At 66.2% G+C, this 22,009-nt stretch carries 16 protein-coding genes and 1 pseudogene; 12 read left to right on the forward strand and 5 right to left on the reverse strand.

Annotation, left to right across the window (positions count from 1 at the left end):
• Position 1 precedes the first annotated feature (1 nt).
• Both ACREB4_RS02415 and ACREB4_RS02420 read right to left on the reverse strand, forming a co-directional pair.
• Positions 2–3,163: an efflux RND transporter permease subunit gene (locus ACREB4_RS02415; protein WP_431586596.1), complete on the reverse strand. Its 3,162-nt coding sequence runs from the start codon at positions 3,161–3,163 to the stop codon at positions 2–4.
• Positions 3,164–3,305: 142 nt separating this feature from the next.
• Positions 3,306–4,091: a carboxymuconolactone decarboxylase family protein gene (locus tag ACREB4_RS02420; RefSeq protein ID WP_431586597.1), complete on the reverse strand. Its 786-nt coding sequence runs from the start codon at positions 4,089–4,091 to the stop codon at positions 3,306–3,308.
• Between the two features lie 125 nt (positions 4,092–4,216).
• On the opposite strand from ACREB4_RS02420, the pseudogene ACREB4_RS02425 reads away from it, so the two are divergent.
• The 12 genes and pseudogenes from ACREB4_RS02425 to ACREB4_RS02480 form a co-directional block, all read left to right on the forward strand.
• Positions 4,217–4,354 (forward strand): annotated as a pseudogene (locus tag ACREB4_RS02425) (LysR family transcriptional regulator); the annotation flags it as partial.
• Between the two features lie 84 nt (positions 4,355–4,438).
• Positions 4,439–5,128 carry a LysR family substrate-binding domain-containing protein gene (locus tag ACREB4_RS02430; protein WP_431586654.1) on the forward strand — a complete coding sequence of 230 codons (690 nt, stop codon included), beginning with the start codon at positions 4,439–4,441 and terminating at the stop codon, positions 5,126–5,128.
• Positions 5,129–5,324: 196 nt separating this feature from the next.
• Entirely contained in the window at positions 5,325–5,420 is a 96-nt protein-coding gene (kdpF, locus tag ACREB4_RS02435; protein WP_431586598.1) for a K(+)-transporting ATPase subunit F, read from the forward strand.
• Positions 5,417–7,105 (forward strand): potassium-transporting ATPase subunit KdpA, encoded by a 1,689-nt coding sequence (gene kdpA, locus ACREB4_RS02440; RefSeq protein WP_431586599.1) that lies wholly within the window; start codon positions 5,417–5,419, stop codon positions 7,103–7,105. Before kdpF ends, kdpA begins: the two co-directional genes overlap by 4 nt.
• A gap of 8 nt (positions 7,106–7,113) precedes the next feature.
• Positions 7,114–9,201 (forward strand): potassium-transporting ATPase subunit KdpB, encoded by a 2,088-nt coding sequence (gene kdpB / locus ACREB4_RS02445; RefSeq protein WP_431586600.1) that lies wholly within the window; start codon positions 7,114–7,116, stop codon positions 9,199–9,201.
• Positions 9,202–9,227: 26 nt separating this feature from the next.
• The gene (kdpC, locus tag ACREB4_RS02450; RefSeq protein WP_431586601.1) at positions 9,228–9,836 is read left to right on the forward strand and encodes a potassium-transporting ATPase subunit KdpC; all 609 of its coding nucleotides are present in this window, start codon (positions 9,228–9,230) and stop codon (positions 9,834–9,836) included.
• A gap of 38 nt (positions 9,837–9,874) precedes the next feature.
• Positions 9,875–10,843, forward strand: a complete 969-nt coding sequence (gene corA / locus ACREB4_RS02455; protein ID WP_431586602.1) for a magnesium/cobalt transporter CorA — start codon at positions 9,875–9,877, stop codon at positions 10,841–10,843.
• A gap of 7 nt (positions 10,844–10,850) precedes the next feature.
• On the forward strand, positions 10,851–13,565 hold the full coding sequence (gene kdpD / locus ACREB4_RS02460; protein ID WP_431586603.1) for a two-component system sensor histidine kinase KdpD: 2,715 nt from the start codon (positions 10,851–10,853) through the stop codon (positions 13,563–13,565).
• The gene (kdpE, locus tag ACREB4_RS02465; protein ID WP_431586604.1) at positions 13,558–14,253 is read left to right on the forward strand and encodes a two-component system response regulator KdpE; all 696 of its coding nucleotides are present in this window, start codon (positions 13,558–13,560) and stop codon (positions 14,251–14,253) included. Before kdpD ends, kdpE begins: the two co-directional genes overlap by 8 nt.
• 169 nt (positions 14,254–14,422) lie before the next feature.
• The gene (locus tag ACREB4_RS02470) at positions 14,423–15,934 is read left to right on the forward strand and encodes a TolC family protein (RefSeq protein ID WP_431586605.1); all 1,512 of its coding nucleotides are present in this window, start codon (positions 14,423–14,425) and stop codon (positions 15,932–15,934) included.
• Positions 15,931–17,187: an HlyD family secretion protein gene (locus ACREB4_RS02475; RefSeq protein ID WP_431586606.1), complete on the forward strand. Its 1,257-nt coding sequence runs from the start codon at positions 15,931–15,933 to the stop codon at positions 17,185–17,187. The genes ACREB4_RS02470 and ACREB4_RS02475 overlap by 4 nt, the downstream gene beginning before the upstream one ends.
• Before the next feature lie 2 nt (positions 17,188–17,189).
• Complete coding sequence (locus ACREB4_RS02480; protein WP_431586607.1) at positions 17,190–19,370, forward strand: peptidase domain-containing ABC transporter; 2,181 nt, start codon at positions 17,190–17,192, stop codon at positions 19,368–19,370.
• Here ACREB4_RS02480 and ACREB4_RS02485 read toward each other — a convergent pair whose 3' ends face one another.
• From ACREB4_RS02485 to ACREB4_RS02495, 3 genes are read right to left on the reverse strand one after another with little or no spacing between them, the layout of a single operon-like run.
• Entirely contained in the window at positions 19,371–20,567 is a 1,197-nt protein-coding gene (locus ACREB4_RS02485; RefSeq protein WP_431586608.1) for a hybrid sensor histidine kinase/response regulator, read from the reverse strand. It abuts the gene before it with no gap.
• Entirely contained in the window at positions 20,564–21,169 is a 606-nt protein-coding gene (locus ACREB4_RS02490) for a chemotaxis protein CheB (RefSeq protein ID WP_431586609.1), read from the reverse strand. The genes ACREB4_RS02485 and ACREB4_RS02490 overlap by 4 nt, the downstream gene beginning before the upstream one ends.
• A gap of 17 nt (positions 21,170–21,186) precedes the next feature.
• A complete protein-coding gene (locus ACREB4_RS02495) occupies positions 21,187–22,005 on the reverse strand; it encodes a CheR family methyltransferase (protein WP_431586610.1) in 819 nt (272 codons plus the stop codon).
• Positions 22,006–22,009 lie beyond the last annotated feature (4 nt).

Consider the following 22,009-nt stretch of genomic DNA (forward strand, 5'->3'; position numbering starts at 1 on the left):
ATCAGGACGCCACGGCGTCGCCAGAGCGGCGGCCGTGCACAAGGGAAAACACAATCGGGACGAAAAAGAGCGTGGCCACGGTGGCGAAAAGCAGGCCGCCGATGACCGCGCGGCCCAGCGGCGCGTTCTGCTCGCCACCTTCGCCAAAGCCCAGGGCCATGGGCACCATGCCCACGACCATGGCCAGCGCCGTCATCAGCACGGGGCGGAAGCGCGTGAAGCCGGCTTCCAATGCGGCACGCAAGGCGGGGATGCCGTGGTCCAGCCGCTCACGCGCGAAGCTCACGATCAGGATGCTGTTGGCGGTGGCCACGCCCATGCACATGATGGCGCCCGTCAAGGCTGGCACGTTGATGGTGGTGTGCGTGAGGAACAACATCACCACGATGCCCGCCAGCGCGGCCGGCAAGGCGCTGATGATGATCAAGGGATCGAGCCAGCTCTGGAAGTTGATGACGATGAGAAGGTAAACCAGCACGATGGCGCCGGCCAGGCCCAGCAGCAGGCCGTTGAAGGACGAGGTCATGGTCTGGACCTGGCCGCGCACGTTCACCTGCGACCCCTTGGGCAGGTCCTTCTTGGCCTCGCCCACCAGGCGGTACAACTCATCGGCCACCGAGCCCAGGTCGGTGTCCTGCACCGAGCCGTAGATGTCCAGCGTGGGCAAGGCGTTGTAGTGGCTGACCACCGCCGGCCCCACGCCACGTTTGAAGGTCGCCAGGTTGGCCAGCACCTGCGGCTCGGGCGCATTGGCCGAAGTCACGGGCAAGGTGGCCAGGTCGTTGAGCGATTGCATGCGCAATTGCGGCGTCTGCGTGGCGATGTTGTACTGGATGCCGCTGCGCGGGTCCATCCAGAAGGTCGGGTTGGTCTGGAAGCTGCCCGACAAGGACACCAGCAGGTTGGAGGCCACATCGCGCTGCTGCAGGCCCAGGCGCTGCGCGTTGGTGCGGTCCACGTCGACGAAGAACTGGGGATAGTCGAGCGCCTGGTGGATGCGCACGTCGACCGCGCCGGGCACCTGGCGCAGCTTGGCCAGCAGCTGGTTCATCCAGTCCATGTTGGCCTTGACGTTGTAGCCGGTGACCTGGATGTCGAAAGGTGCGGGCAGGCCGAAGTTCAGGATCTGGCTGACGATGTCGGCGGGCAGGAAGGAGAAGGTCACACCCGGGAACTTCTCGTTCAAACGCTGGCGCAACTCGCGCACGTGGTCGGCCGTGGGCTGGTGGTCTTCGGACAGGGCGATCAGGATGTCGGCATCACCCGGGCCGATGGGCGCCGAGCTGCTGTAGGTCAGGTTGATGCCGCTGTAGGGCAGGCCCAGGTTGTCCACCATGCTGCTGATCTCGTGCGCGGGGATGACCTGGCGGATCACCGCCTGGACCCGGTCGCTGATTTGCGCGGTGGTCTCGATGCGCGTGCCGCTGGGCGCGCGCAGGTGCAACTTGATCTGGCCCGAATCGACCGAGGGGAAGAAGTCGCGGCCCAGCATGGGCAGCAGCACGAAGCACAGCAGCACACCCGTCATGAACACGGTCGCAAAGCGCTTCGGGTGCGTCAGCGCACTTTCGAGCACATGGTGATAACGCTGGCGCACGTGCGTGAAGCGGTGCTCGAAGCCGCGCTGGAAACGCACGCAGGCCGCGAACACGCCGCTGGGTGCGCGCGTGTGGGCATCGGCGTCGTGCGGTTTCAACCAGTACTTGGCCAAGGTGGGAATCAAGGTTCGCGAGAGCACGTAGGACGCCAGCATGGCGAACACCACCGCCTCGGCCATGGGCACGAAAAGGAAGCGCGCGATGCCCGTCAAAAAGAACATCGGGATGAACACGATGCAGATGCACAAGGTAGACACCAGGGCCGGCACCGCGATCTGCTCGGCACCTTCCAGGATCGCCTGCTCCACCGGCTTGCCTTGCTCGAGGTGCCAGTTGATGTTCTCGATGGCCACCGTGGCATCGTCCACCAGGATGCCCACGGCCAGCGCCAGGCCGCCCAGGGTCATGATGTTGATGGTCTCGCCCAGCCACGACAGGATCACGATGGACGCGATCACCGACAGCGGGATCGAGATGGTGATGATGAGCGTGCTGCGCCACGAGCCCAAAAACAGCAGGATCATCAGCGCCGTCAGGGCCGCCGCGATCACGCCTTCATGGATCACCCCATCGACCGCGGCGCGCACGAATTTCGACTGGTCGCCCAGCATCTTGATGCTGAAGTCGCGCGGCAGGCCGGCCTGGATGTTGGGCAGCAGGCCGCGGATCTGGTCGATGATGCTGAGCGTGGAGGCGCTGCCTGTCTTGAGCACGCTCATCAGCACGGCGCGCTGGCCATCGACGCGCACGATGTTGGTCTGCGGTGCCGAACCGTCGCGCACATGGGCCACGTCGCGCACATAGGTCACGCCCTCGTTGAAACTGCGGATGGGCAGGTCATTGAGTGCGGCCACGGTGGTGGGGCTGGCGTTGAGCTTGATGTTGTATTCGATGTCGCCGATCTTCTGCGTGCCGGCCGGGATGATCAGGTTCTGGCTGCCGATGGCGTTGGTCACGTCTTGCGCCGACAGGCCACGGGACCGCAACGCGGCAGGGTCCAGATCGACCTGGATCTGGCGCTGCTTGCCACCGAAGGGAAAGGGCAAGGCCGCGCCAGCCACCGGCGCCAGGCCTGTGCGAATGACCGTGTTGCCGGTGTCGAAGATTTCGGTTTCGGACAGGGTGTCGCTGCTCAATGCCAGTTGCACGATGGGCACGGTGGACGCGTCGTACGACAGGATGAACGGCGGCGCCGTGCCCTGGGGCGTGAAGCGCAAGGCCGCCTGAGACACCGCCGTGATCTGCGCCACGGCCAGTTCGGGGTTCACGTTCGGCTGGAAGAAGTACTTCACCACCGAGACCCCGCCCACCGATTGAGATTCGGTGTGCTCGACCCCCGTGACGACCGTTTGCGCCGTGCGCTCCGAAAAGGACACGATGCGGTTGGCGATCTCGTCCGGCGGCAGGCCGGAGTAATTCCAGATCACCGCCACGATGGGAATGCGGATGGCCGGGAAGATGTCCGTGGCCGTGCGCATGATCGTGAAGATGCCCATCAGCACCAGCATGACAGCGAGCACGATGAAGGTGTAGGGCCGCCGCAGGGCGACTCGGACGATCCACATGGACACAGACTCCGGAGAAATCCACCCGCGCGGAAGATGCCGCCGGCATGTATTGATTATCGATAATTTGAAGGGACTCAAATACCTTCAAACAGGGGGAGCGCCCTGGCCCCTGGGTTTGATGAAACCGGGTGTCGAAAAATCAATGCCCCGCCTTGCGTTCCGCAAGCACGTCCCTGGCCGCCAACATCGCGTTGATGGCGGCAGGAAAACCGGCATAGGCCGCGACATGAATGATGGTCTCGGTCAGCTGTTCATGGCGACCACCCACATTGAGGAGGCCATGGATGTGAACCTTCAATTGAGGTACCGCGGTACCCAAAGCGGTCAGCGCGGCGATGGTGACCAGCTCGCGGTCGATCAGCCCAAGGCCTGACCGGGTGTAGACATCGCCGAAGCCGAATTCGATGACCAGCCGCCCCAGATCAGGCGAGATATCCCCCAAAGAGGCGATCACCTTTTCACCAGCCTCGCCATCGATCTTCAACAGCGCGTCCCAACCCGCCTGGTAGCGCGAGGGCTCGGGGACGGTGCTGGCAAGGCTGGGCACGATGCCCCGTTCAAGCAAGGCCTCCTTGACGACGAACATCCCATTCAATCCGACAGGGAAGCCGGCATAGACCACGAGGTGGATCATCACCTCGATCAACTCTTCAGGCGTGCAGCCCACATTGAGCGCGCCCAGAACGTGGAACTTCAACTGAGGCCGGGCATTGCCCAGTGCAGCCAGCACCGCGACCGTGGCCAATTGCCGCTCCCTCAAGCCCAAGCCAGGACGGCTGTAGATGTCGCCATACACGAAGCGAATGGCCAGGTCCGCAAGGTCGGGCGCGATGCCGCTCAGGGAGGTGACGATCGACGGCTGATCGGCCCCTTCGACTTGGCGAAGGTGGTCGATGCCTTGGAGGTAAGTGGCGTCTCTTTTCATGATGATCCCGCTGTTGATGAGCCACACGTTATCGAAGGAACATGGCCTCGACCAATGCTTTTTCATCTGATATCTTTCAGGTATCACGCACTGCAGACAGACACGGAATAGGGAGAAGCGCCGCCATGGGGCACCAGATCAATCTGAAGCAGATCAAGTGTTTTATCGTCGTGGCTGAAGAACTCAACTTTCGGCGCGCAGCCGATCGGCTTTTCATGAGCCAGCCACCGCTCAGCAGGCACATCAAGGCGCTTGAAGCCTCCCTGGGAATCTCCCTGTTCGACCGCGATCGGCAAGGCGTCCAGCTCACCGACGCGGGCGAGGCCTTCATGCCAAAGGCCAAGGCCTTGCTCCAGCAATCAGACGAGCTCCTGACCGAGATGGGCGCCAGGGACCTCTCGGCCACACGGTCATTGCGTGTGGGCATCACGACGGCGGTGAATCCCGATTTCTTCACCGACATCACGCCCTTGTTCGAACGCGACTTCCCCGATCACCGGATCGACATCAAGCGCCAGATCTCATTGCGCAGCATCAAGGATGTCGGCCGTGGGGCACTGGACGTCGCCCTGATCGGCATGCCGTCTCAAACGGATGGGCTGCCCTTCAAGCTCCTTCTGGAAGACCCCCTGGTGGTTGCCATGCCGGCCACCCATCGCCTGGCCAAGAAACGCAACATCTCCCTGATCGAACTTCGGGAAGACCACTTGTTCTGGTTCAACCGCAAGCTCAACCCAAGCTACTACGACCACTGCGAACAGGGGTTCAATCGATTCAACTTCCACCCCGAAAGGCTGCCTGAGCCAGAGGAGCACCATGTGCTTCTCGGCCTGATCGCCGCGAGCCAGGGCGTGGCACTGATGCCCAGTTCCTTGCGCGCCATCCAGCACCGGAGTGTGGTCCACAAGGAATTGCGGGAGGCTTCCCATTTCAAGATCGGGGTGGCCATCATCTGGCAGCAGGACCAGCCTCCATCGCACGTGTCGGCCTTCATCAACATGCTGACGGCGCATTGCGCGAACCCCGCTCAGGCATGAGCGCCCAGCACCTTCTTGATGAAATCTTGATGCCCGGCCCCGCAAGCTTGAGCACATCTTGAGGCGCTGATTCCTAGGATTCCTCCATCGCTGAAGGAATCCCCATGGACCTCGTTTACCTCGCGCTCATGGCGCTCATGTTCCTGGCCGTCGTCGGCCTGGCCCGGGGCTGCGCCCTGCTCACCCGGAGCCGAGCATGAACGGCGGCCTTTACCTGGTGGGCGGCCTGCTCGCGGCCGGCTTGCTGGTCTACCTCCTCGCCGCCCTGCTGAATCCGGAGGACTTTTCATGAGCACCTCCGCCTGGACTTTGCTCGGCGCATTCCTGGCCGTGTTGGTGGCCCTGGCCTGGCCCTTGGGCCGCTACCTCACCCAAGTGATGGAAGGCCGCCTGCGCTGGACCGCGCGCCTCGAAGCGCCGCTGTACCGCCTGGCCGGCATCAAGCCCGAGGCCGACATGGGCTGGCTGCCGTATGCGACCGCCTTGCTGGTCTTCAACCTGCTGGGCGTGCTGGCCGTTTACGCGCTGCAACGCCTGCAAGGCGTGTTGCCGCTGAACCCACAGGGCCTGCCCGCCGTCAGCCCCGATTCGGCCTTCAACACCGCCATCAGCTTCGTGGCCAACACCAACTGGCAAGGCTACGCGGGCGAGGCCACGATGAGCTACCTCACGCAGATGCTGGCGCTGACGGTGCAGAACTTCTTATCCGCCGCCACGGGTTTGGCCGTCGTCATGGCCTTGGTCCGCGGTTTCGCGCGGCACAGCGCGGCGGGCGTGGGCAACGCCTGGGTCGACCTGACGCGCGCCACCTTGTGGGTGCTGCTGCCCTTGTCATTGGTGCTGGCCTTGTTCTTCGTGGGCCAGGGCGTGGTGCAGAACCTGGCACCGTACCAAGAGGTGGCCACACTGCAAAGCGGCCCGAACCAGGTGATCGCCATGGGACCGGTCGCCTCGCAAGAAGCCATCAAGATGCTGGGCACCAATGGTGGCGGCTTCTTCAACGCCAACTCCGCCCACCCCTTCGAGAACCCCACCGCGCTGAGCAACTTCGCGCAGATGGTGGCCATGTTCCTGATCCCCACGGCCTTGTGCTTCGTCTTCGGGCGCGTGGTGGGCGATGCGCGGCAAGGCTGGGCGGTGTTGGCCACGATGGCCGTGATCTTCGCGGTCGCCGTGGTGCTGCTGACCCACTTTGAACAGGCGGGCAACCCGCGCCTCACCGCACTGGGCGTCGATGCCGCCATGGGCAACCTGGAAGGCAAGGAAGTGCGCTTCGGCATCGACGCGTCCAGCCTGTTCGCGGCCATCACCACGGCGGCGTCGTGCGGGGCGGTCAACGCCCTGCACGATTCGTTCACGCCCTTGGGCGGGGCCGTGCCGCTGGTGCTGATGCAATTGGGCGAGGTGGTCTTTGGCGGCGTGGGCACGGGCCTGTACGGCATGCTGGTCTTCGCCATCCTGGCGGTGTTCATCGCGGGCTTGATGATCGGCCGCACGCCGGAATACCTGGGCAAGAAGATCGAGGCCTTCGAGATGAAGATGGTGGCGATCGCCATCCTGGTGACGCCGATGCTGGTGCTGCTGGGCACGGCCGTGGCGGTGATGGCAGAGCCTGGCCGCGCCGGCGTGGCCAACCCGGGCGCGCATGGCTTCTCCGAGATCCTGTACGCCTTCACCTCGGCCGGCAACAACAACGGCAGCGCCTTCGCGGGGCTCTCGGCTAACACGCCCTTCTACAACATCGCCTTGGGGCTGGCCATGTGGTTCGGCCGCTTCGGCGTGATCGTGCCGGTGCTGGCCATCGCGGGCAGCCTGGCGGGCAAAAAGCGCCTGGCCGCCAACGCCGGGACCATGCCCACGCACGGCCCGCTCTTCGTGGTGCTGCTGATCGGCACGGTGCTGCTGGTCGGTCTGCTGAACTACGTGCCCGCGCTCGCGCTGGGCCCCCTCGTCGAACACCTGGTGCTGAACCCTTGAGGCCCGCCATGACACGCCAAACCTTCACCCTGTTCGACCCCAAGCTGGTCAAGCCCGCCATCTGGGATGCTTTCCGCAAACTCTCGCCGCGCCTGCAATGGCGCAACCCGGTGATGTTCGTGGTCTACGTGGGCGCCCTGTTCACCACTGGCTTGTGGCTGCAGGCTTTGACTGGCCAAGGCGAAGCGCGCGCCGGCTTCATCCTGTCGGTGGCGCTGTGGCTGTGGTTCACGCTGCTGTTCGCCAACTTCGCCGAGGCTTTGGCCGAGGGGCGCAGCAAGGCCCAAGCCGCTTCCCTGCGTGGCTTGAAGAAGCAGACCTGGGCCAAGAAGCTCCATGAGCCCAGGCATGGCGCCCAGTTCCACCCCATCGAGGCCGACAGCCTGCGCAAGGGCGATGTGGTGCTGGTGCAGGCCGGCGACACGGTGCCCGCCGATGGCGAAGTGATCGAAGGCGTGGCCTCGGTGGACGAGAGCGCCATCACGGGCGAATCGGCCCCGGTGATCCGCGAATCGGGTGGCGACTTTTCATCGGTCACGGGCGGCACCCGGGTGCTGTCCGACTGGGTCGTGGTGCGCGTCACCGTCAACCCGGGCGACACCTTCGTCGACCGCATGATCGCCATGGTCGAGAACGCCAAGCGCCACAAGACGCCCAACGAGATCGCGCTGTCGATCCTGCTGGTCGCGTTGACCATCGTGTTCCTGGTCGTCACCGTGACCTTGCTGCCGTATTCGCTGTTCAGCGTGCAGGCGGCGGGCAGCGGCTCGCCCGTGTCGATCACGGTGCTGGTGGCCTTGCTGGTGTGCCTGATCCCGACCACCATCGCGGGCCTGCTGTCGGCCGTGGGCGTGGCGGGCATGAGCCGCATGATGCAGGCCAATGTGATCGCGACCTCGGGCCGCGCGGTGGAAGCGGCGGGCGACGTGGACGTGCTGCTGCTGGACAAGACCGGCACCATCACCCTGGGCAACCGGCAGGCGGCGGGCTTCTTCCCCGCGCCAAATGTGAGCGAAGCCGAGCTGGCCGATGCGGCGCAATTGGCCTCGCTGGCCGACGAGACACCCGAAGGCCGCAGCATCGTCGTGCTGGCCAAGCAGAAGTTCAACTTGCGCGAGCGTGACATCACGGCCTTGGGCGCCACTTTCGTGCATTTCTCGGCGCAGACGCGCATGAGTGGCGCCGACCTGCCTGGCGCGTCGTCAGACCATGCCGTGCGCCAGGTGCGCAAAGGCGCGGCCGAAGCGGTCAAGAAGCACGTCGAAGCGCTGGGGGGTGCCTATCCCGCCGCCGTGCAAGCCAGCGTGGACGAGGTCTCGCGCCGGGGCAGCACGCCGCTGGTCGTGTCCGACGGCACCCGCGTGCTCGGCGCCATCGAGCTGAAAGACATCGTCAAGGGCGGCATCAAGGAACGCTTCGCGCAACTGCGCCGCATGGGCATCAAGACCATCATGGTGACGGGCGACAACCGGCTCACCGCTGCCGCCATCGCGGCCGAAGCCGGCGTGGACGATTTCCTGGCCGAGGCCACCCCGGAAGACAAGCTCAAGCTGATCCGCAGCCACCAGGCCGAAGGCCGCCTCGTCGCGATGACGGGCGATGGCACCAACGACGCCCCCGCCCTGGCCCAGGCCGACGTGGCCGTGGCCATGAACAGCGGCACCCAGGCCGCCAAAGAGGCCGGCAACATGGTCGACCTGGACAGCAACCCCACCAAGCTGATCGAGATCGTCGAGACCGGCAAGCAGATGCTGATGACGCGCGGCTCGCTGACCACCTTCAGCATCGCCAACGACATCGCCAAGTACTTCGCCATCATCCCGGCGGCCTTCGTGACGACCTACCCCCAGCTGGCCGCGCTGAATGTGATGCGGCTGGCCAGCCCCTCGTCGGCCATCCTGTCGGCGGTGATCTTCAACGCGCTGATCATCGTGGTGCTGATCCCCCTGGCCTTGAAGGGCGTGACCTACCGACCATTGGGGGCGGCCACGCTGCTGCGCCGCAACCTGCTGGTCTATGGGCTGGGTGGCGTCATCGTGCCCTTCATCGGCATCAAGGTGATCGACCTGCTGCTGTCCGCATTGCACCTGGCCTGATGTTCAGGCATCAAGAAAGCCCCACCATGAACCAACCCCTCCTGCGCCCTGCCTTGAGTCTGTTCGCGGTCTTGTCGCTGGTCACCGGCTTGGCCTACCCCCTGGCCACCACCGGCCTGGCCCAACTCACCATGCCGGCACAGGCCCATGGCAGCCTGGTGTTCAACGCGCAAGGCCAGCCCATCGGCTCCGAGCTGATCGGCCAATCCTTCACCGACCCCCAATACTTCTGGGGCCGCCCCTCGGCCACCAGCCCCACGCCTTACAACGCCAGCCTGTCGGGCGGCTCCAACCTCGGGCCGCTCAACCCCGCCCTGGTCGAGGCGGTCAAGGCCCGCATCCAGGCCTTGCGCGCGACCGACCCAGGCAGCAGCGCCCGCGTGCCCGCCGACCTGGTCACCACCTCGGCCAGCGGTCTCGACCCGCACATCAGCGTGGCCGCCGCGCGCTACCAGGCTGCGCGCGTGGCACGCCTGAGGCAGCGGCCGCTGGACCAGGTTCAGGCTTTGATCCAACAACACAGCGAAGGCGCCTGGCTGGGCCTGCTGGGGGAGCCCCGCGTCAACGTGCTGGCGCTCAACCGCGCGCTGGATGGCGCACCGGAAGCCCCAGCAAAGCACCCGGTTTCGCACTAGCATGGGGGCTGTGCAGTGACCAACCAGGACCTCCGCCCATGCTGATCAATTGTGTGGCCTACCAGGACGGCAAGCGCCTGGCCGACATCGAGCCCGACGCCATCAGCGACCACCTGGCCCGGCCCGAATGCTTCGTCTGGATCGCCCTGCGCGACGCCACCGAGACCGAACTGGCCAAGATCAAGGAAGAGTTCAACCTGCACGAATTGGCCATCGAAGACGCCCGCAACGGCCACCAGCGGCCCAAGGTCGAGGAGTACGGCGACATCGTCTTCGCCGTGGTGCAGACGCTGGAGTTCACCGCCACCGACGAGCTCCATGTCGGCGAGGTCGACATCTTCGTCGGCCCCAACTTCGTGATCTCGATCCGCAACCGCTGCCAGCAGGCCCTGCTGGGCGTGCGCGAACGCGCCGAGCGCGAACCCCACTTGCTCAAGATCGGCGCGGGCTTCGTGTTCTACGCCCTGATGGACGCGGTGGTCGACCGCTACCTGCCCATCATCGACGCGCTGGAGGACGAACTCGAGGCCATCGAAGGCCAGATCTTCGAGCCCGGCACGGCGCGCGGCAACATCAAGCGCCTGTACATGCTCAAGCAGAAGATCACGGTGGTCAAGCACGCCGTGACGCCGCTGCTCGAATCGGCCGGCAAGCTCACCAGCGGCCGCGTGCCCATGGTCTGCCTCGGCACGCGCGACTACTTCCGCGACGTGTACGACCACCTGGCCCGCATCAACGCCTCGCTTGACACCTTGCGTGAAACCATCGGCACCGCCATCCAGGTGAACCTGTCGATGACCACCATCGAAGAATCGGAAGTGACCAAGAAGCTGGCCGCCTGGGCCGGCATCTTCGCCGTGGCCACGGCCTTCGCCGGCATCTGGGGCATGAACTTCGAGCACATGCCCGAGTTGAAGTGGCACTGGGGCTACCCCACCGCGCTGGGCGTGATCGCCGCCACCTGCGTGGTGTTGTACTGGCGCTTCCGCCGCGCCGGCTGGCTGTGACCCCTCGATGAACGAGCCGCGCCCCGACCCCGATGTGCTGCTGGCGCGCGTTCAGCAGGACGACGCGGACGCACGCCGCGGCAAGCTGAAGATCTTTTTCGGCGCCAGCGCGGGCGTGGGCAAGACTTGCGCGATGCTGTCGGCCGCGCAGGCGGCGCGTGCCCAAGGCCTGGACGCCGTGGTCGGCCTGGTCGAAACCCACGGCCGCGCCGACACGCAGGCCCTGGCCGGTGGCCTGGAACACCTGCCCTTGCGCGATGTCGTCCACCGCGACCGCGCCTTGAAAGAGTTTGACCTGGACGCCGCCCTGGCTCGCCACCCCGGCCTGCTGTTGGTGGACGAACTGGCCCACACCAACGCCAGCGGCTCCCGCCACCCCAAGCGCTGGCAGGACATCGACGAGCTGCTCGATGCCGGCATCGATGTGTGGACCACGCTCAATGTGCAGCACCTGGACAGCCTCAACGACGTGGTCGGTGGCATCACCGGCATCCGCGTCTGGGAGACGGTGCCCGACAAGGTCCTCGACGAGGCCGATGAGGTCGTCATCGTCGACCTGCCGCCCGACGACCTGCTTCAGCGCCTGAAGGAGGGCAAGGTCTACCTGCCCGACCAGGCCGAGCAGGCCGTGCGCCACTTTTTTCGCAAAGGCAACCTCATCGCCCTGCGCGAACTGGCGCTGCGCCGCACCGCCGATCGCGTGGACGACGACATGCTGCAGTACCGGCAACGCAGCCACACCGTGCAGCCGGTGTGGAGCGTGCGCGATGCCCTGCTGGCCTGTGTGGGCCCCGGTGAGCATGGCGAGAAGACCGTGCGCGCCACCGCCCGCCTGGCCGCGCAACTGAACGCGCCTTGGCACGCGGTCTACGTCGAGACCCCTGCCTTGCAACGCTTGAATGACACGCGCCGCCAAGGCATCCTGCGGGCCTTGAAAGTGGCGCAGGACCTGGGCGCCACCACCGCCACGCTGGCCGGCGACGATGCCGCGCCCTCGCTCGTCAAGTATGCCCGCGACCACAACCTGTCGCGCGTCGTGCTGGGCCGCAACCAGGCCCGCCGCCGTTGGCCTTGGCGCCGCCCACTGGCCGATCGCATCGGCGCCTTGGGCGATGACCTGGACCTCGTCACCATCGCCCTGCCCGCGGCCAACCGCGATCCGGCCGCGCCGAACCAGACATCCGACACGTCAGAAGTGCCTTGGCGCGGCCACGTCTTCAGCGCCGCCATCTGCGGCGGCACCGCCCTGCTGGCCGCGCCCTTGACCAGCGTGCTGGACCTGGCCAACATCGTCATGCTCTTTTTGCTGGCCGTGGTGGTGGTGGCCGTGCGCCAAGGCCGTGGTCCGGCCGTGCTCGCGGCCTTCCTCTCGGTCGGCCTCTTCGATTTCTTCTTCGTCACGCCACGCTTTTCCTTCGTGGTGCGCGATGCGCAATACCTGCTGACCTTCGGCGTGATGCTGGGCGTGGCCCTGCTCATCGGCCAGTTGACGGCGCGACTCACCTACCAGGCCAAGGTCGCGCAACGCCGGGAAGACCGCATGCGCGCGCTGTACGAGATGTCGCGTGACCTGTCCGGTGCCTTGCTGGTCGAGCAAGTGGCCGAGATCGGTGCTCGCTTTTTGTCCACCGAGTTCAGCGCGCGCTCGGCCTTGCTGGTGGCCGATGACCACGGCCAGTTGCAGCCATCGCCAACACCCCAAGCCTTGCCCGACCATGCCCCCGAGCTGAACCTGGCTATCGCCCAATGGAGCTTCAACCAAGGCGAAGCCGCAGGCCATGGCACCGACACCTTGTCGGCCAGCCCCGTGCTCTACCTGCCCTTGTCGGCGCCCATGCGCTTGCGTGGCGTGCTGGCGGTGCAGGCGCGCGACCCTGCCCGGCTGGCCGTGCCCGAACAACGCCGCCTGCTCGACACCTGCGCCTCGCTGCTGGCCATGTCGCTCGAACGCCTCCACTACATCAACGTGGCCCAGACCACCACCGTGCAGATGGAGTCCGAACGTTTGCGCAACGCCCTGCTGGCCGCCGTCTCGCACGACCTGCGCACGCCGCTGGCCCTGGTGGTCGGCCTGTCCGAGTCCTTGCTGATGGCGCGCCCACCCTTGCAAGGCCCCGCGGTCGAAACCGCCCAGGCCTTGGGCGACGCCGCCCGCCGCATGAACACACTGGTCGGCAACCTGCTGGACATGGCCCGCCTGCAATCGGGCAACACGCCGTTGAACCTGCAATGGCAGCCGCTGGAAGAGGTCATCGGCAGCGCACTGCAGGCCACGCGGGCCACGCTGGGGGCACGCGCCCTCCAGGTCGACCTGCCCGACGACCTGCCCTTCGTCCACATCGATGCCGTGCTGATCGAACGCGTGCTGGTGAACCTGCTGGAAAACATCGCCAAGTACACGCCGCCCGACACGCCCGTCGAACTGCGCGCCCGCATTCACGAAGGCCAACTTGAACTGCAAGTGGACGACCACGGCCCCGGCCTGCCCAAGGGCCGTGAAGAACTCATCTTCGACAAGTTCGAACGCGGTGGCCACCAGGAAAGCGCCCTGCCCGGCGTCGGACTGGGCCTGGCCATCTGCCGCGCCATCGCGCAAGCCCATGGCGGCAGCATCCACGGCCACACCCGCGACGATGGGGGTGCGCGCTTCATCCTGCGCCTGCCCCAAGGCACGCCGCCGCCCCTGCACCAGCCCGACCCCGAGACCACCCTGCATGAATGACACGCCCTCGCCGCGCCTGCTGATCATCGAAGACGAAGCGCAGATCCGCCGCTTCGTGCGCCTGGCGCTGGAGGCCGAAGGCATGGCCGTGGTCGAGGCCGACACGCTGCAACGCGGCTTGATCGACGCCGGCACCCGCCACCCCGACCTCATCGTGCTGGACCTGGGCCTGCCCGATGGCGATGGCGTGGGCTTCATCCGCGACCTGCGCACCTGGTCAGAAATCCCGGTCATCGTGCTGTCGGCCCGCAGCACCGAGCAGGACAAGATCCTGGCGCTGGATGCGGGCGCCGACGACTACCTGGTCAAGCCCTTCGGCACGGGCGAGTTGCTGGCGCGGGTCCGCTCGCAACTGCGCCGCCATCAACGTGGCCAAGATCAACAAGGCCCGATCATCACTTTCGGCGACACCACCATCGACCAGGCCCGGCGCGTGGTCGAACGCCAGGGCCAGGCCTTGCACCTCACCCCCATCGAGTACCGCCTGCTGGTGCACCTGGCCCACCACGTCGACCGCGTGCTCACGCACCGTCAACTGCTGGTGTCGCTGTGGGGCCCCTCGCACGCCGAGGACGTGCACACCTTGCGCGTGCACCTGGCCAACCTGCGCAAGAAGATCGAAACGGACCCTTCGCAGCCTCGCCACCTCATCACCGAGGCGGGCGTGGGGTACCGATTCCTGCGCTGACATTCGCCCTTCCCCCTAAAAGCCAGGGCTTGAACCCCTAGGACAAGGGCTCGGAAAACCCCCTCCCCTGCAGTCAAATGCCCTCGGTACACTTCGGCGCCGTTTGACGAAGACCGTTTTTCCCAGAAGGGACCACGGACGCCGCCCTGCCCACAGTCCGCCCGCACCCATGCCACCTTTTCGCCCGTCCAACCGACCTTTCTTGCTGCTGACGCTGGCCCTCGCCATGTCGTCGTGGCAAGCCGTGGGGGCAGCAGGGGCCGGCTTGCCTTTGCGCTGGTCGGCCACCTTGGGCACCGCGGACGCAGGCGCGCCAACGTCGGCGTTCTTGGCGGACCCCGCGCCCGCCGCCGGGGCCACGCAAGGCAGCGCCACGCCCTGGACGCAGTTGCTGTCCACCGCCAGCGAGCAAGCCGCCGCCAACCGCGTGGCCGATGCGGGCATTCAGGCCGCCGAAGGACTGAGCCAACAGGCCCGGGCCAGCGCCTGGATGCCTCGGGCCGACGCCAGCGCCAGCGCCAGCCGACGCCGCCAGCAGATCAACGACACCACGGTCAACACGCCAGCCACCTCGCTGTCCCTGTCGGCCACCCTGCCTTTGTGGCGTGCCGCCGAGCAGGCCAATGCTCGTGCCCAGGCGGCCCAGGTCACGCAGGCCGAATGGCAGGCACGCAGCAGCCGCGCCAACGTGGCCCGCGACTTGAGCATCGCCTACCTGACCGCCATCGAAGCGGCCGAGCAACGCCGCCTGACCCTGGCCCAGCAAGACCTGCTGCAAGCGCAGTTCCGCATCAACGACCGGCGCTTGCAGGCCGGCGCGGGCACCATCCTCGATGTGCTGGAAACGCGCACGCGCATCGACCAGCGCCACGCCGCCCTGCAGGACCTGGACACGCGCCTGGCCACGCAGCGCCTGACCCTGCAACGCATCAGCAACCAGCCTGTCACCTTGCCCGCCGGCTTCCGCGGCGGGTCGGGCCAGGCCGTGCCGAGTGCCGTCCCTTCGCTGGACGACGCCTTGCTGATGGCGCCCAGCCGCAACCCGGCCCTGCGCGACGCCATCGCCCAGATCGCCTCGGCCACCGCCATCGACCAGGCCCGCACCGCGGAGCGCTGGCAGCCCACAGTGGACGCCGTGGCCAGCACCAGCCTGGTCCGCGAGGTGCCGCAGCTTGACGGCTTCAGCCAGCGCCAGACCACCAAGGAACGCGCCATCGGGGTGCAGATGAACTGGGCACTTTTCACCGGCGGCGCACAGCAAGGCCGCACGCGCGAAGCCGCCGCCCTGTTGATCCAGGCCCAGGCCCGCCGCGACGACGCCCAGGCCCAAGCCGAGTCCGGCCTGCGCGACGCTTACCAGACGCTTTCGCAAGCGCGCCAGGTCATCGCCCTGCAAAGCCAGGTCGAGCAAACGGCCACCGCCACGCACGATGCACTGCGCAAGGCCTTCGTGGCGGGCCTGCGCACCAACCTCGATTTGCTCAACGCGCAGGAACAGATCTACACCGCGCGGCAGAACCTGGTCACCGCGCGCATCAACGCCCTGGCCGCACAAGTGAACATCCTGGCCCTGCTGGACCAGCTCGACGCCGAACACATCGCGCCCCTGCTGGGCCTGTTCGACACCGCCCCCCTGGCCTCACGGCCTCCTTCGATCTCGCTGGCCGAGCCCACACCATGAGCGCCGATCCCCAATCACTGTTCCGCCAGGAAGTCCTGACCGCTCGCTCGGACACCGCCTCCGGCCCCTCGATCAACATCCGCCCAGTGGGCGCCAACCGCCTGACCGCCTTCTTCCTCGCGCTGGCCGCGATGGTCCTGGCCGTGCTGGTCTTTGGCCAGTACACCAAGAAGGAACGCGTGCAGGGCGTCGTGCAGCCGCGCGAAGGCGTGGCCATGGTCGTGCCGATGGAGCCGGGCACCGTGCAGCGCGTGCTGGTCAGCGAGGGCCAGGCCGTGAAGGCCGGCGACGTGATCGCCGAGATTGGCAACGAACGTTTCAGCGATGCCGGCAGCACGCAGCAACTGCTGCAGAAGAACCTGGAAGGCCAGCGCAGCCAGATGCGCGCGCAGGCCGAAGGCCAGGCCCAGGCTGGCGCGGCCGCCATCGCCGGGCTGGACCAGCGCATCGCGCAAAGCCGCCGCGACCTGCTCACCCTGGGTGAAGAAGTCAGGCTGCAGGAACAGCAGATCGCCTCGGCCCGCAAGCTGGTGGACCAGTTCAAGCCGCTGCTGGACGAACGCATCATTTCGGACCTGCAGTACGAACAACAGCGCCAGTTGCTGCTGGACCAGACCGCGCGCCTGCAGACGCTCAAGCGCCAACGCAGCGCCGCCGAAGGCGACCTGGCTTCGTCGCAAGACGAACGCCAGCGCCTGCAGGCACAGCACCGCATCGACCGCGCCGGCCTGGACCGCGACCTGCTGACCTTGCAGCAAGAAGAAGTGCAACGCCATGGCGCGCGCCTCGTGCTGCTGAAAGCGCCGGTCGCCGGCATCGTGTCGGGCCTGCTGGCCACACCAGGGCAGAGTGTGTCGAGCGGGGCTTCGCTGGCCTCCATCGTGCCGGCGCAATCGAAACTGGAAGCCGTGCTCTACCTGCCCAGCACCTCGGTCGGCTTCATCAAGGCCGGCCAGCATGTGCGCATCAGCTATGACGCGTTCCCGTATCAACGCTTCGGCCAGTACCAGGGCACGGTGCGCAGCGTGTCGCAGACGGACGTGCCCATCGGCACACCCGCGGCCCATGGCGGCACCGACCGCCGCGCCGTCTTCATGGTGCGCGTGGCCCTCGACCAGCCCAAGGTGCGCGCCTACGGCACCGACATCCTGCTGCGACCAGGCCACACGCTCACCGCCGACATCGAGATCGACCGCCGGCGCCTGATCCGCTGGATGCTCGACCCCCTGTTCGCCTTCAGCGGGAAGCTTTGAACATGAACACGAATCTGCTTTCCCTGTGGCCGCGCAAGCAAGCGCCCATGATCCTGCAATCGGAAGCGGCCGAGTGCGGCCTGGCCTGCCTGGCCATGGTCGCCAGCGCGCATGGCCACGAGACCGACCTGCTGACCCTGCGCCGCCGCTTCGAACTGTCATCGCGCGGCGCCACACTGGCCCGCTTGATGGACATCGCCGAGCAACTCGGCTTCGCCAACCGTGCCGTGCGCCTGGACCTGGAAGAGCTGCCGCAACTGCAAACGCCCTGCATCCTGCACTGGGACTTGAACCACTTCGTGGTGTTGACCCACGCCGACGCACAACGCATCACCATCCTCGACCCCGCCATCGGCGAGCGCACCTTGAGCACCAAGGAAGTCAGCCCGCATTTCACCGGCGTGGCGCTGGAGATGTCGCCCAGCACCAGCTTCGAGAAGAAGCAAGAGAAGACCCCCTTCAACCTGCGCCTGCTCTTCACCGGCCAGAAGGGCCTGTGGCGCGCCTTCGCGCAGATGGCGCTGCTGTCGGTGGTGCTGGAAGTCTTCGGCATCCTCATGCCGATGCTGAGCCAGTGGATCATCGACGACGTCGTGGTCACGCGCGATGCCCCGCTGCTGGCCGTGCTGGCCATCGGCATCTTTTTGCTGGCGGTGATGTCGCTGGGCACGCGCCTGGTGCGGACCTGGATCGTGCTGGGGGCCAGCCTGTCGTGGCGGGTCTCGTCCAGCGCCAATGTGTTCCGCTACATGCTCAAGCTGCCGCTGGCCTATTTCGACAAGCGCCACACGGGCGATGTGCTCTCGCGCTTCGGCGCCGTGCACACCATCCAGGACACCATCACCAACCACCTCGTCGAAGTGGTGCTCGATGGCGCGGTCAGCCTGATCACCCTGGGCCTGATGTTCGTCTACAGCCCGGTCATGGCGATGGTGGTGCTGGCCGTGGCCTTGCTGCAGACCATCGTGCGCTTCGCGGTGTTCAAACCTTATCGGCAGGCGGCCGAAGAGACCATCGTGCGCGAAGCCAATGCGCAGACCTACCTGCTGGAGACCTTGCGCGGCGTGGCCGCCATCAAGTTCTTCGCCAAGCCAGGCTGGCGCGTGGGCGGCTGGATGAACCAGCAGGTGGCCATGGTCAACGCCTCGGTCAAGCAGCAGCGCATCAGCCTGCTGTACCAGGGCATCAACGGCCTGATCAGCGCGGTCGAACAATCCCTGGTGCTGTACCTGGCGGCACGCATGATCCTGGACGAGCAGTTCTCCATCGGCATGCTGGTGGCCTTCCTGGCCTACAAGGCGCAGTTCCTGCAACGCGCGTCTGAATTGCTGGAGCGCGTCATCAACCTGCGCCTGTTGAAGCTCCAAGGTGAGCGCCTGGCCGACATCGTGCTGACCGAGCCCGAGCCGCCCTCGCCAGCCCAGGCCGAGGTTTCGCTGAAGGGCGATGGCCCCATGACCCTGGCGCTGCGCAACGTGACCTTCCGCTACGCCGCCGGCGAAGCGCCCGTGCTGGACGACGTGAGCATGACCCTGCACACCGGCCAGGCCATCGCCGTGGTCGGGCCTTCGGGCTGCGGCAAGTCGACCCTGCTCAAGGTGCTGTCGGGCCAGGTCACGCCCGAATCCGGCGAAGTGCTGGTCAATGGCGTGCCGATCAAGCGCCTGGGCGCCGAGGCCTTCCGTTCGGTGCTGGGCACGGTGTTCCAGGACGACCAGTTGTTCTCGTGCTCCATCTACGACAACATCGCCATGAACGACACGCAGGCCACGGCCGAGCAGGTGATGCTGGCCGCGCAACAGGCCTGCATCCACGAGGACATCACGCGCATGCCCATGGGCTACCAGACCCTGGTCGGCGGCATGGGGGCCACCTTGTCGGGCGGGCAGAAACAGCGCCTGCTGCTGGCCCGCGCGCTGTACAAACAGCCACGCTTCCTGCTGCTGGACGAATACACCAGCCACCTTGACTTTGAAACCGAGCGCCATGTGCAGGAGGCCATCAACGACCTGGGTTGCGGCCGCTTCATCATCACGCACCGCCAGCACAGCCTGAGCGAGGGCGACGAGATCCATGTGCTGTCGGGTGGCAAGCTGCTCAAGCTGGTCGAGCAGGACAACCCCGAAGGCGGGCCCGAGAACGTGACCCCGCTGCTCACGCCCCGCAGCGGCCAGGGCGCCTGATCAGGCCTGGGTCTGCTCCACCTTGCCCAGTGGCAGGGTGACGGTGAAAATCGATCCTTCGCCCTGGCGGCTGTCCACCGTGATGCTGCCCTCGTGGGCCTCCACCAGCTGCTTGGTGATGTACAAGCCCAGCCCCAGGCCAGTGTGCGCGGCCGGGTTGGCCTCGCGCACGAACTGCTCGAAGATGCGCTGTTGCGCATCGGGCGCGATGCCGATGCCCCAATCGCGCACGGTGATGCGCGCGGCCTCTGGTGTGGCGTGAAGACTCACCTCCACCGGCTTGCCCGCGCCATAGCGCAAGGCATTGCTCAGCAGGTTGATGACCACCTGCTCGATGCGGAACTCGTCCCAGAAACCCGTCACGCCCGGCTCGATGTTCAGGCTGATGACGCTGTCGCTGTCCTGCCTGGGAAAGTCGCCCACCAGGCGCTCCAGCAAACGCGACAGGTCGGTCGTGGACGGCCGGATCGACAGCTTGCCGTTGCGGATGCGGGACACGTCCAGCATGTCCTCGATCAGGCGCGTCATGCTCTGCGACTGGCGGCGGTATTTGGCGAACATGCCCGACAACTGCTCCGGCCCGAAGAAACTCGCGTTGCCCTTCTCAAGGTGCTTCTGGCGCACCTGGATGTCGATGGACAGGGCGCTCAGCGGGGTGCGCAACTCGTGTGCCACCAGCGACATGAAGTCGTCGCGCATCCGCAAGGCGTTCTGCAAGTCCACCTTGGTGGCCTGCAACTCGGTCAGCAGGGTCTGCTGCTGGCGGCGGCTTTCTTCCAGCGCCACCAGCTGGCGCTGTGTCTGCTGGCGCTGGCGGTGCAGGTCCACGAACACGTTCACCTTGCTCCTGACCGCGCAGACGTCCAGGGGCTTGTACAGAAAGTCGACCGCCCCGTTTTCGTAGCCCTTGAACGCATGGTTGTGGTCACGGTTGGCGGCCGTCACGAACACGATGGGGATGTGCCGCGTCTTCTCGGTGCCGCGCATCAGCTCGGCCAGCTCGAAGCCGGTCATGCCGGGCATCTGCACGTCCAGGATGGCCAGGGCAAAATCGTGTTCCAGCAAGAGGCCCAAAGCCTCCTCGCCCGATGAGGCCTGGAAGATGAGGTGGTCGTCGTGTTGGATCAAGGCCTTCAATGCCAGCAGATTTTCCGGCAAGTCGTCCACGATCAACAGCTTCGTGCGGTCGTCGGTCATGATCTGTCTCGTCCCAGTTTGAGCAGCAATGCGTGGATGTCGGCGAGCGACAAGATGAGGTCGGGCGCCTGGCGCCGGATGGCCGCGGAGGGCATGGTGGCGGCTTGCGCCTGTTCAGGGCTTTGCACCACCGTCCAGCCACCCCGGGCCTTGATGTGGGCCATGCCTTCGGCGCCATCGTGGTTCGCGCCGGTCATCAGGATGCCGAGCAGGCCCGCCCCGAAAGCGTCGGCCGCCGAGCCCATGAGCACATCGATGGAGGGCCGGGAGTAGTTGACGGGCATCTCGCCGCTGAGCGAGAAGCTGTGGTCGCTCTCCACCGACAAGTGGTAGCCCGGCGGCGCGATGTAGACCGTGGAGGGTTCGATGGGTTGCTTGTCCATCGCTTCGAAGACAGGCACGCTGAGCCGGTAGGCAAGGATCTCCGACAGCAGGCTGGGCCGGTCCTCCGGCAGGTGCAACACCACGATGATGGGCGCCGGATAGGGCGCGGGCAAGCCCACCAGCACCTTGAGCAGGGCCTCGACGCCGCCCGCGGACGCGCCCATCACCACGGCCTGGATGGCGCGGGTATCGAGTTCCGGAACCGGGGTGCTGGGCATGGTGCGGCTTTCGGCGGTCAACGCTTGCGGAAGATCCGCTCGGCCTTGATCACCGGGTCGAAGTGGTCGGCATAAGATGAAAAGTCCAGGCTTTCTTTCGAGCCCAGGCCCAGGAAGCCACGGTGGCACAGCGACTCGTGGAACAAACCCAAGGCGCGGTCCTGCAGGTTGCGCTTGAAGTAGATCAGCACATTGCGGCAGCACACCAGGTGGGTCTCGGAGAACACGTGGTCGGTGGCCAGGCTGTGGTCGGCGAAGGTGACGTTGTCGGTGAGCGTGCGGTCGAAGCGCACCGCGTTGTAGGCAGCGGTGTAGTAGTCGGAAAAGGCCGCCGTGCCGCCCGAAGCCTGGTAATTGGCGGTGAACAGTTGCATGCTGGCCGCGGGGAAGATGCCTTGCCGTGCCTTGTCCAGCGAAGCCGGGTTGATGTCGGTGGCGTAGATCATGGTGCGGTCCAGCAGGCCTTCCTCGCGCAGCAAGATGGCCATGGAATACACCTCTTCGCCCGTGCTGCACCCTGCGATCCACACCTTCAGCGAGGGGTAGGTGCGCAGCACCGGGACCACGTGCTGGCGCAGCGCCAGGAAGTAGCTGGGGTCGCGGAACATCTCGCTGAACGGGATGGTCAGGATGTCCAGCAGCTTTTGAAAAGCCGAGGGATCGTGCAGCACCCTGGATTGCAGGGTCGAGATCGTGTCGCACTCCAGCTGCTGCAAGGCGTAGAGCACGCGGCGCTTCTGCGACGAACCTGAATAATCGCGGAAGTCGTGGCTGTACTTGGCGAAGATCGCCTCCATCAGCAGGCGCAGCTCAAGGTCGACGTGCGGCATGCTCATGCGT

Origin of the sequence: Aquabacterium sp., from assembly GCF_050725395.1 — a bacterium.
GTDB lineage: Bacteria > Pseudomonadota > Gammaproteobacteria > Burkholderiales > Burkholderiaceae_C > Aquabacterium.

Bases quoted from the DNA above. Each gene is read 5' to 3' on its own strand.
- ACREB4_RS02415 (WP_431586596.1), bottom strand. From the start codon at position 3,163: ATGTGGATCGTCCGAGTCGCCCTGCGGCGGCCCTACACCTTCATCGTG.
- ACREB4_RS02420 (WP_431586597.1), bottom strand. From the start codon at position 4,091: ATGAAAAGAGACGCCACTTACCTCCAAGGCATCGACCACCTTCGCCAA.
- kdpF (WP_431586598.1), top strand. From the start codon at position 5,325: ATGAACGGCGGCCTTTACCTGGTGGGCGGCCTGCTCGCGGCCGGCTTG.
- kdpA (WP_431586599.1), top strand. From the start codon at position 5,417: ATGAGCACCTCCGCCTGGACTTTGCTCGGCGCATTCCTGGCCGTGTTG.
- kdpB (WP_431586600.1), top strand. From the start codon at position 7,114: ATGACACGCCAAACCTTCACCCTGTTCGACCCCAAGCTGGTCAAGCCC.
- kdpC (WP_431586601.1), top strand. From the start codon at position 9,228: ATGAACCAACCCCTCCTGCGCCCTGCCTTGAGTCTGTTCGCGGTCTTG.
- corA (WP_431586602.1), top strand. From the start codon at position 9,875: ATGCTGATCAATTGTGTGGCCTACCAGGACGGCAAGCGCCTGGCCGAC.
- kdpD (WP_431586603.1), top strand. From the start codon at position 10,851: ATGAACGAGCCGCGCCCCGACCCCGATGTGCTGCTGGCGCGCGTTCAG.
- kdpE (WP_431586604.1), top strand. From the start codon at position 13,558: ATGAATGACACGCCCTCGCCGCGCCTGCTGATCATCGAAGACGAAGCG.
- ACREB4_RS02470 (WP_431586605.1), top strand. From the start codon at position 14,423: ATGCCACCTTTTCGCCCGTCCAACCGACCTTTCTTGCTGCTGACGCTG.
- ACREB4_RS02475 (WP_431586606.1), top strand. From the start codon at position 15,931: ATGAGCGCCGATCCCCAATCACTGTTCCGCCAGGAAGTCCTGACCGCT.
- ACREB4_RS02480 (WP_431586607.1), top strand. From the start codon at position 17,190: ATGAACACGAATCTGCTTTCCCTGTGGCCGCGCAAGCAAGCGCCCATG.
- ACREB4_RS02485 (WP_431586608.1), bottom strand. From the start codon at position 20,567: ATGACCGACGACCGCACGAAGCTGTTGATCGTGGACGACTTGCCGGAA.
- ACREB4_RS02490 (WP_431586609.1), bottom strand. From the start codon at position 21,169: ATGCCCAGCACCCCGGTTCCGGAACTCGATACCCGCGCCATCCAGGCC.
- ACREB4_RS02495 (WP_431586610.1), bottom strand. From the start codon at position 22,005: ATGAGCATGCCGCACGTCGACCTTGAGCTGCGCCTGCTGATGGAGGCG.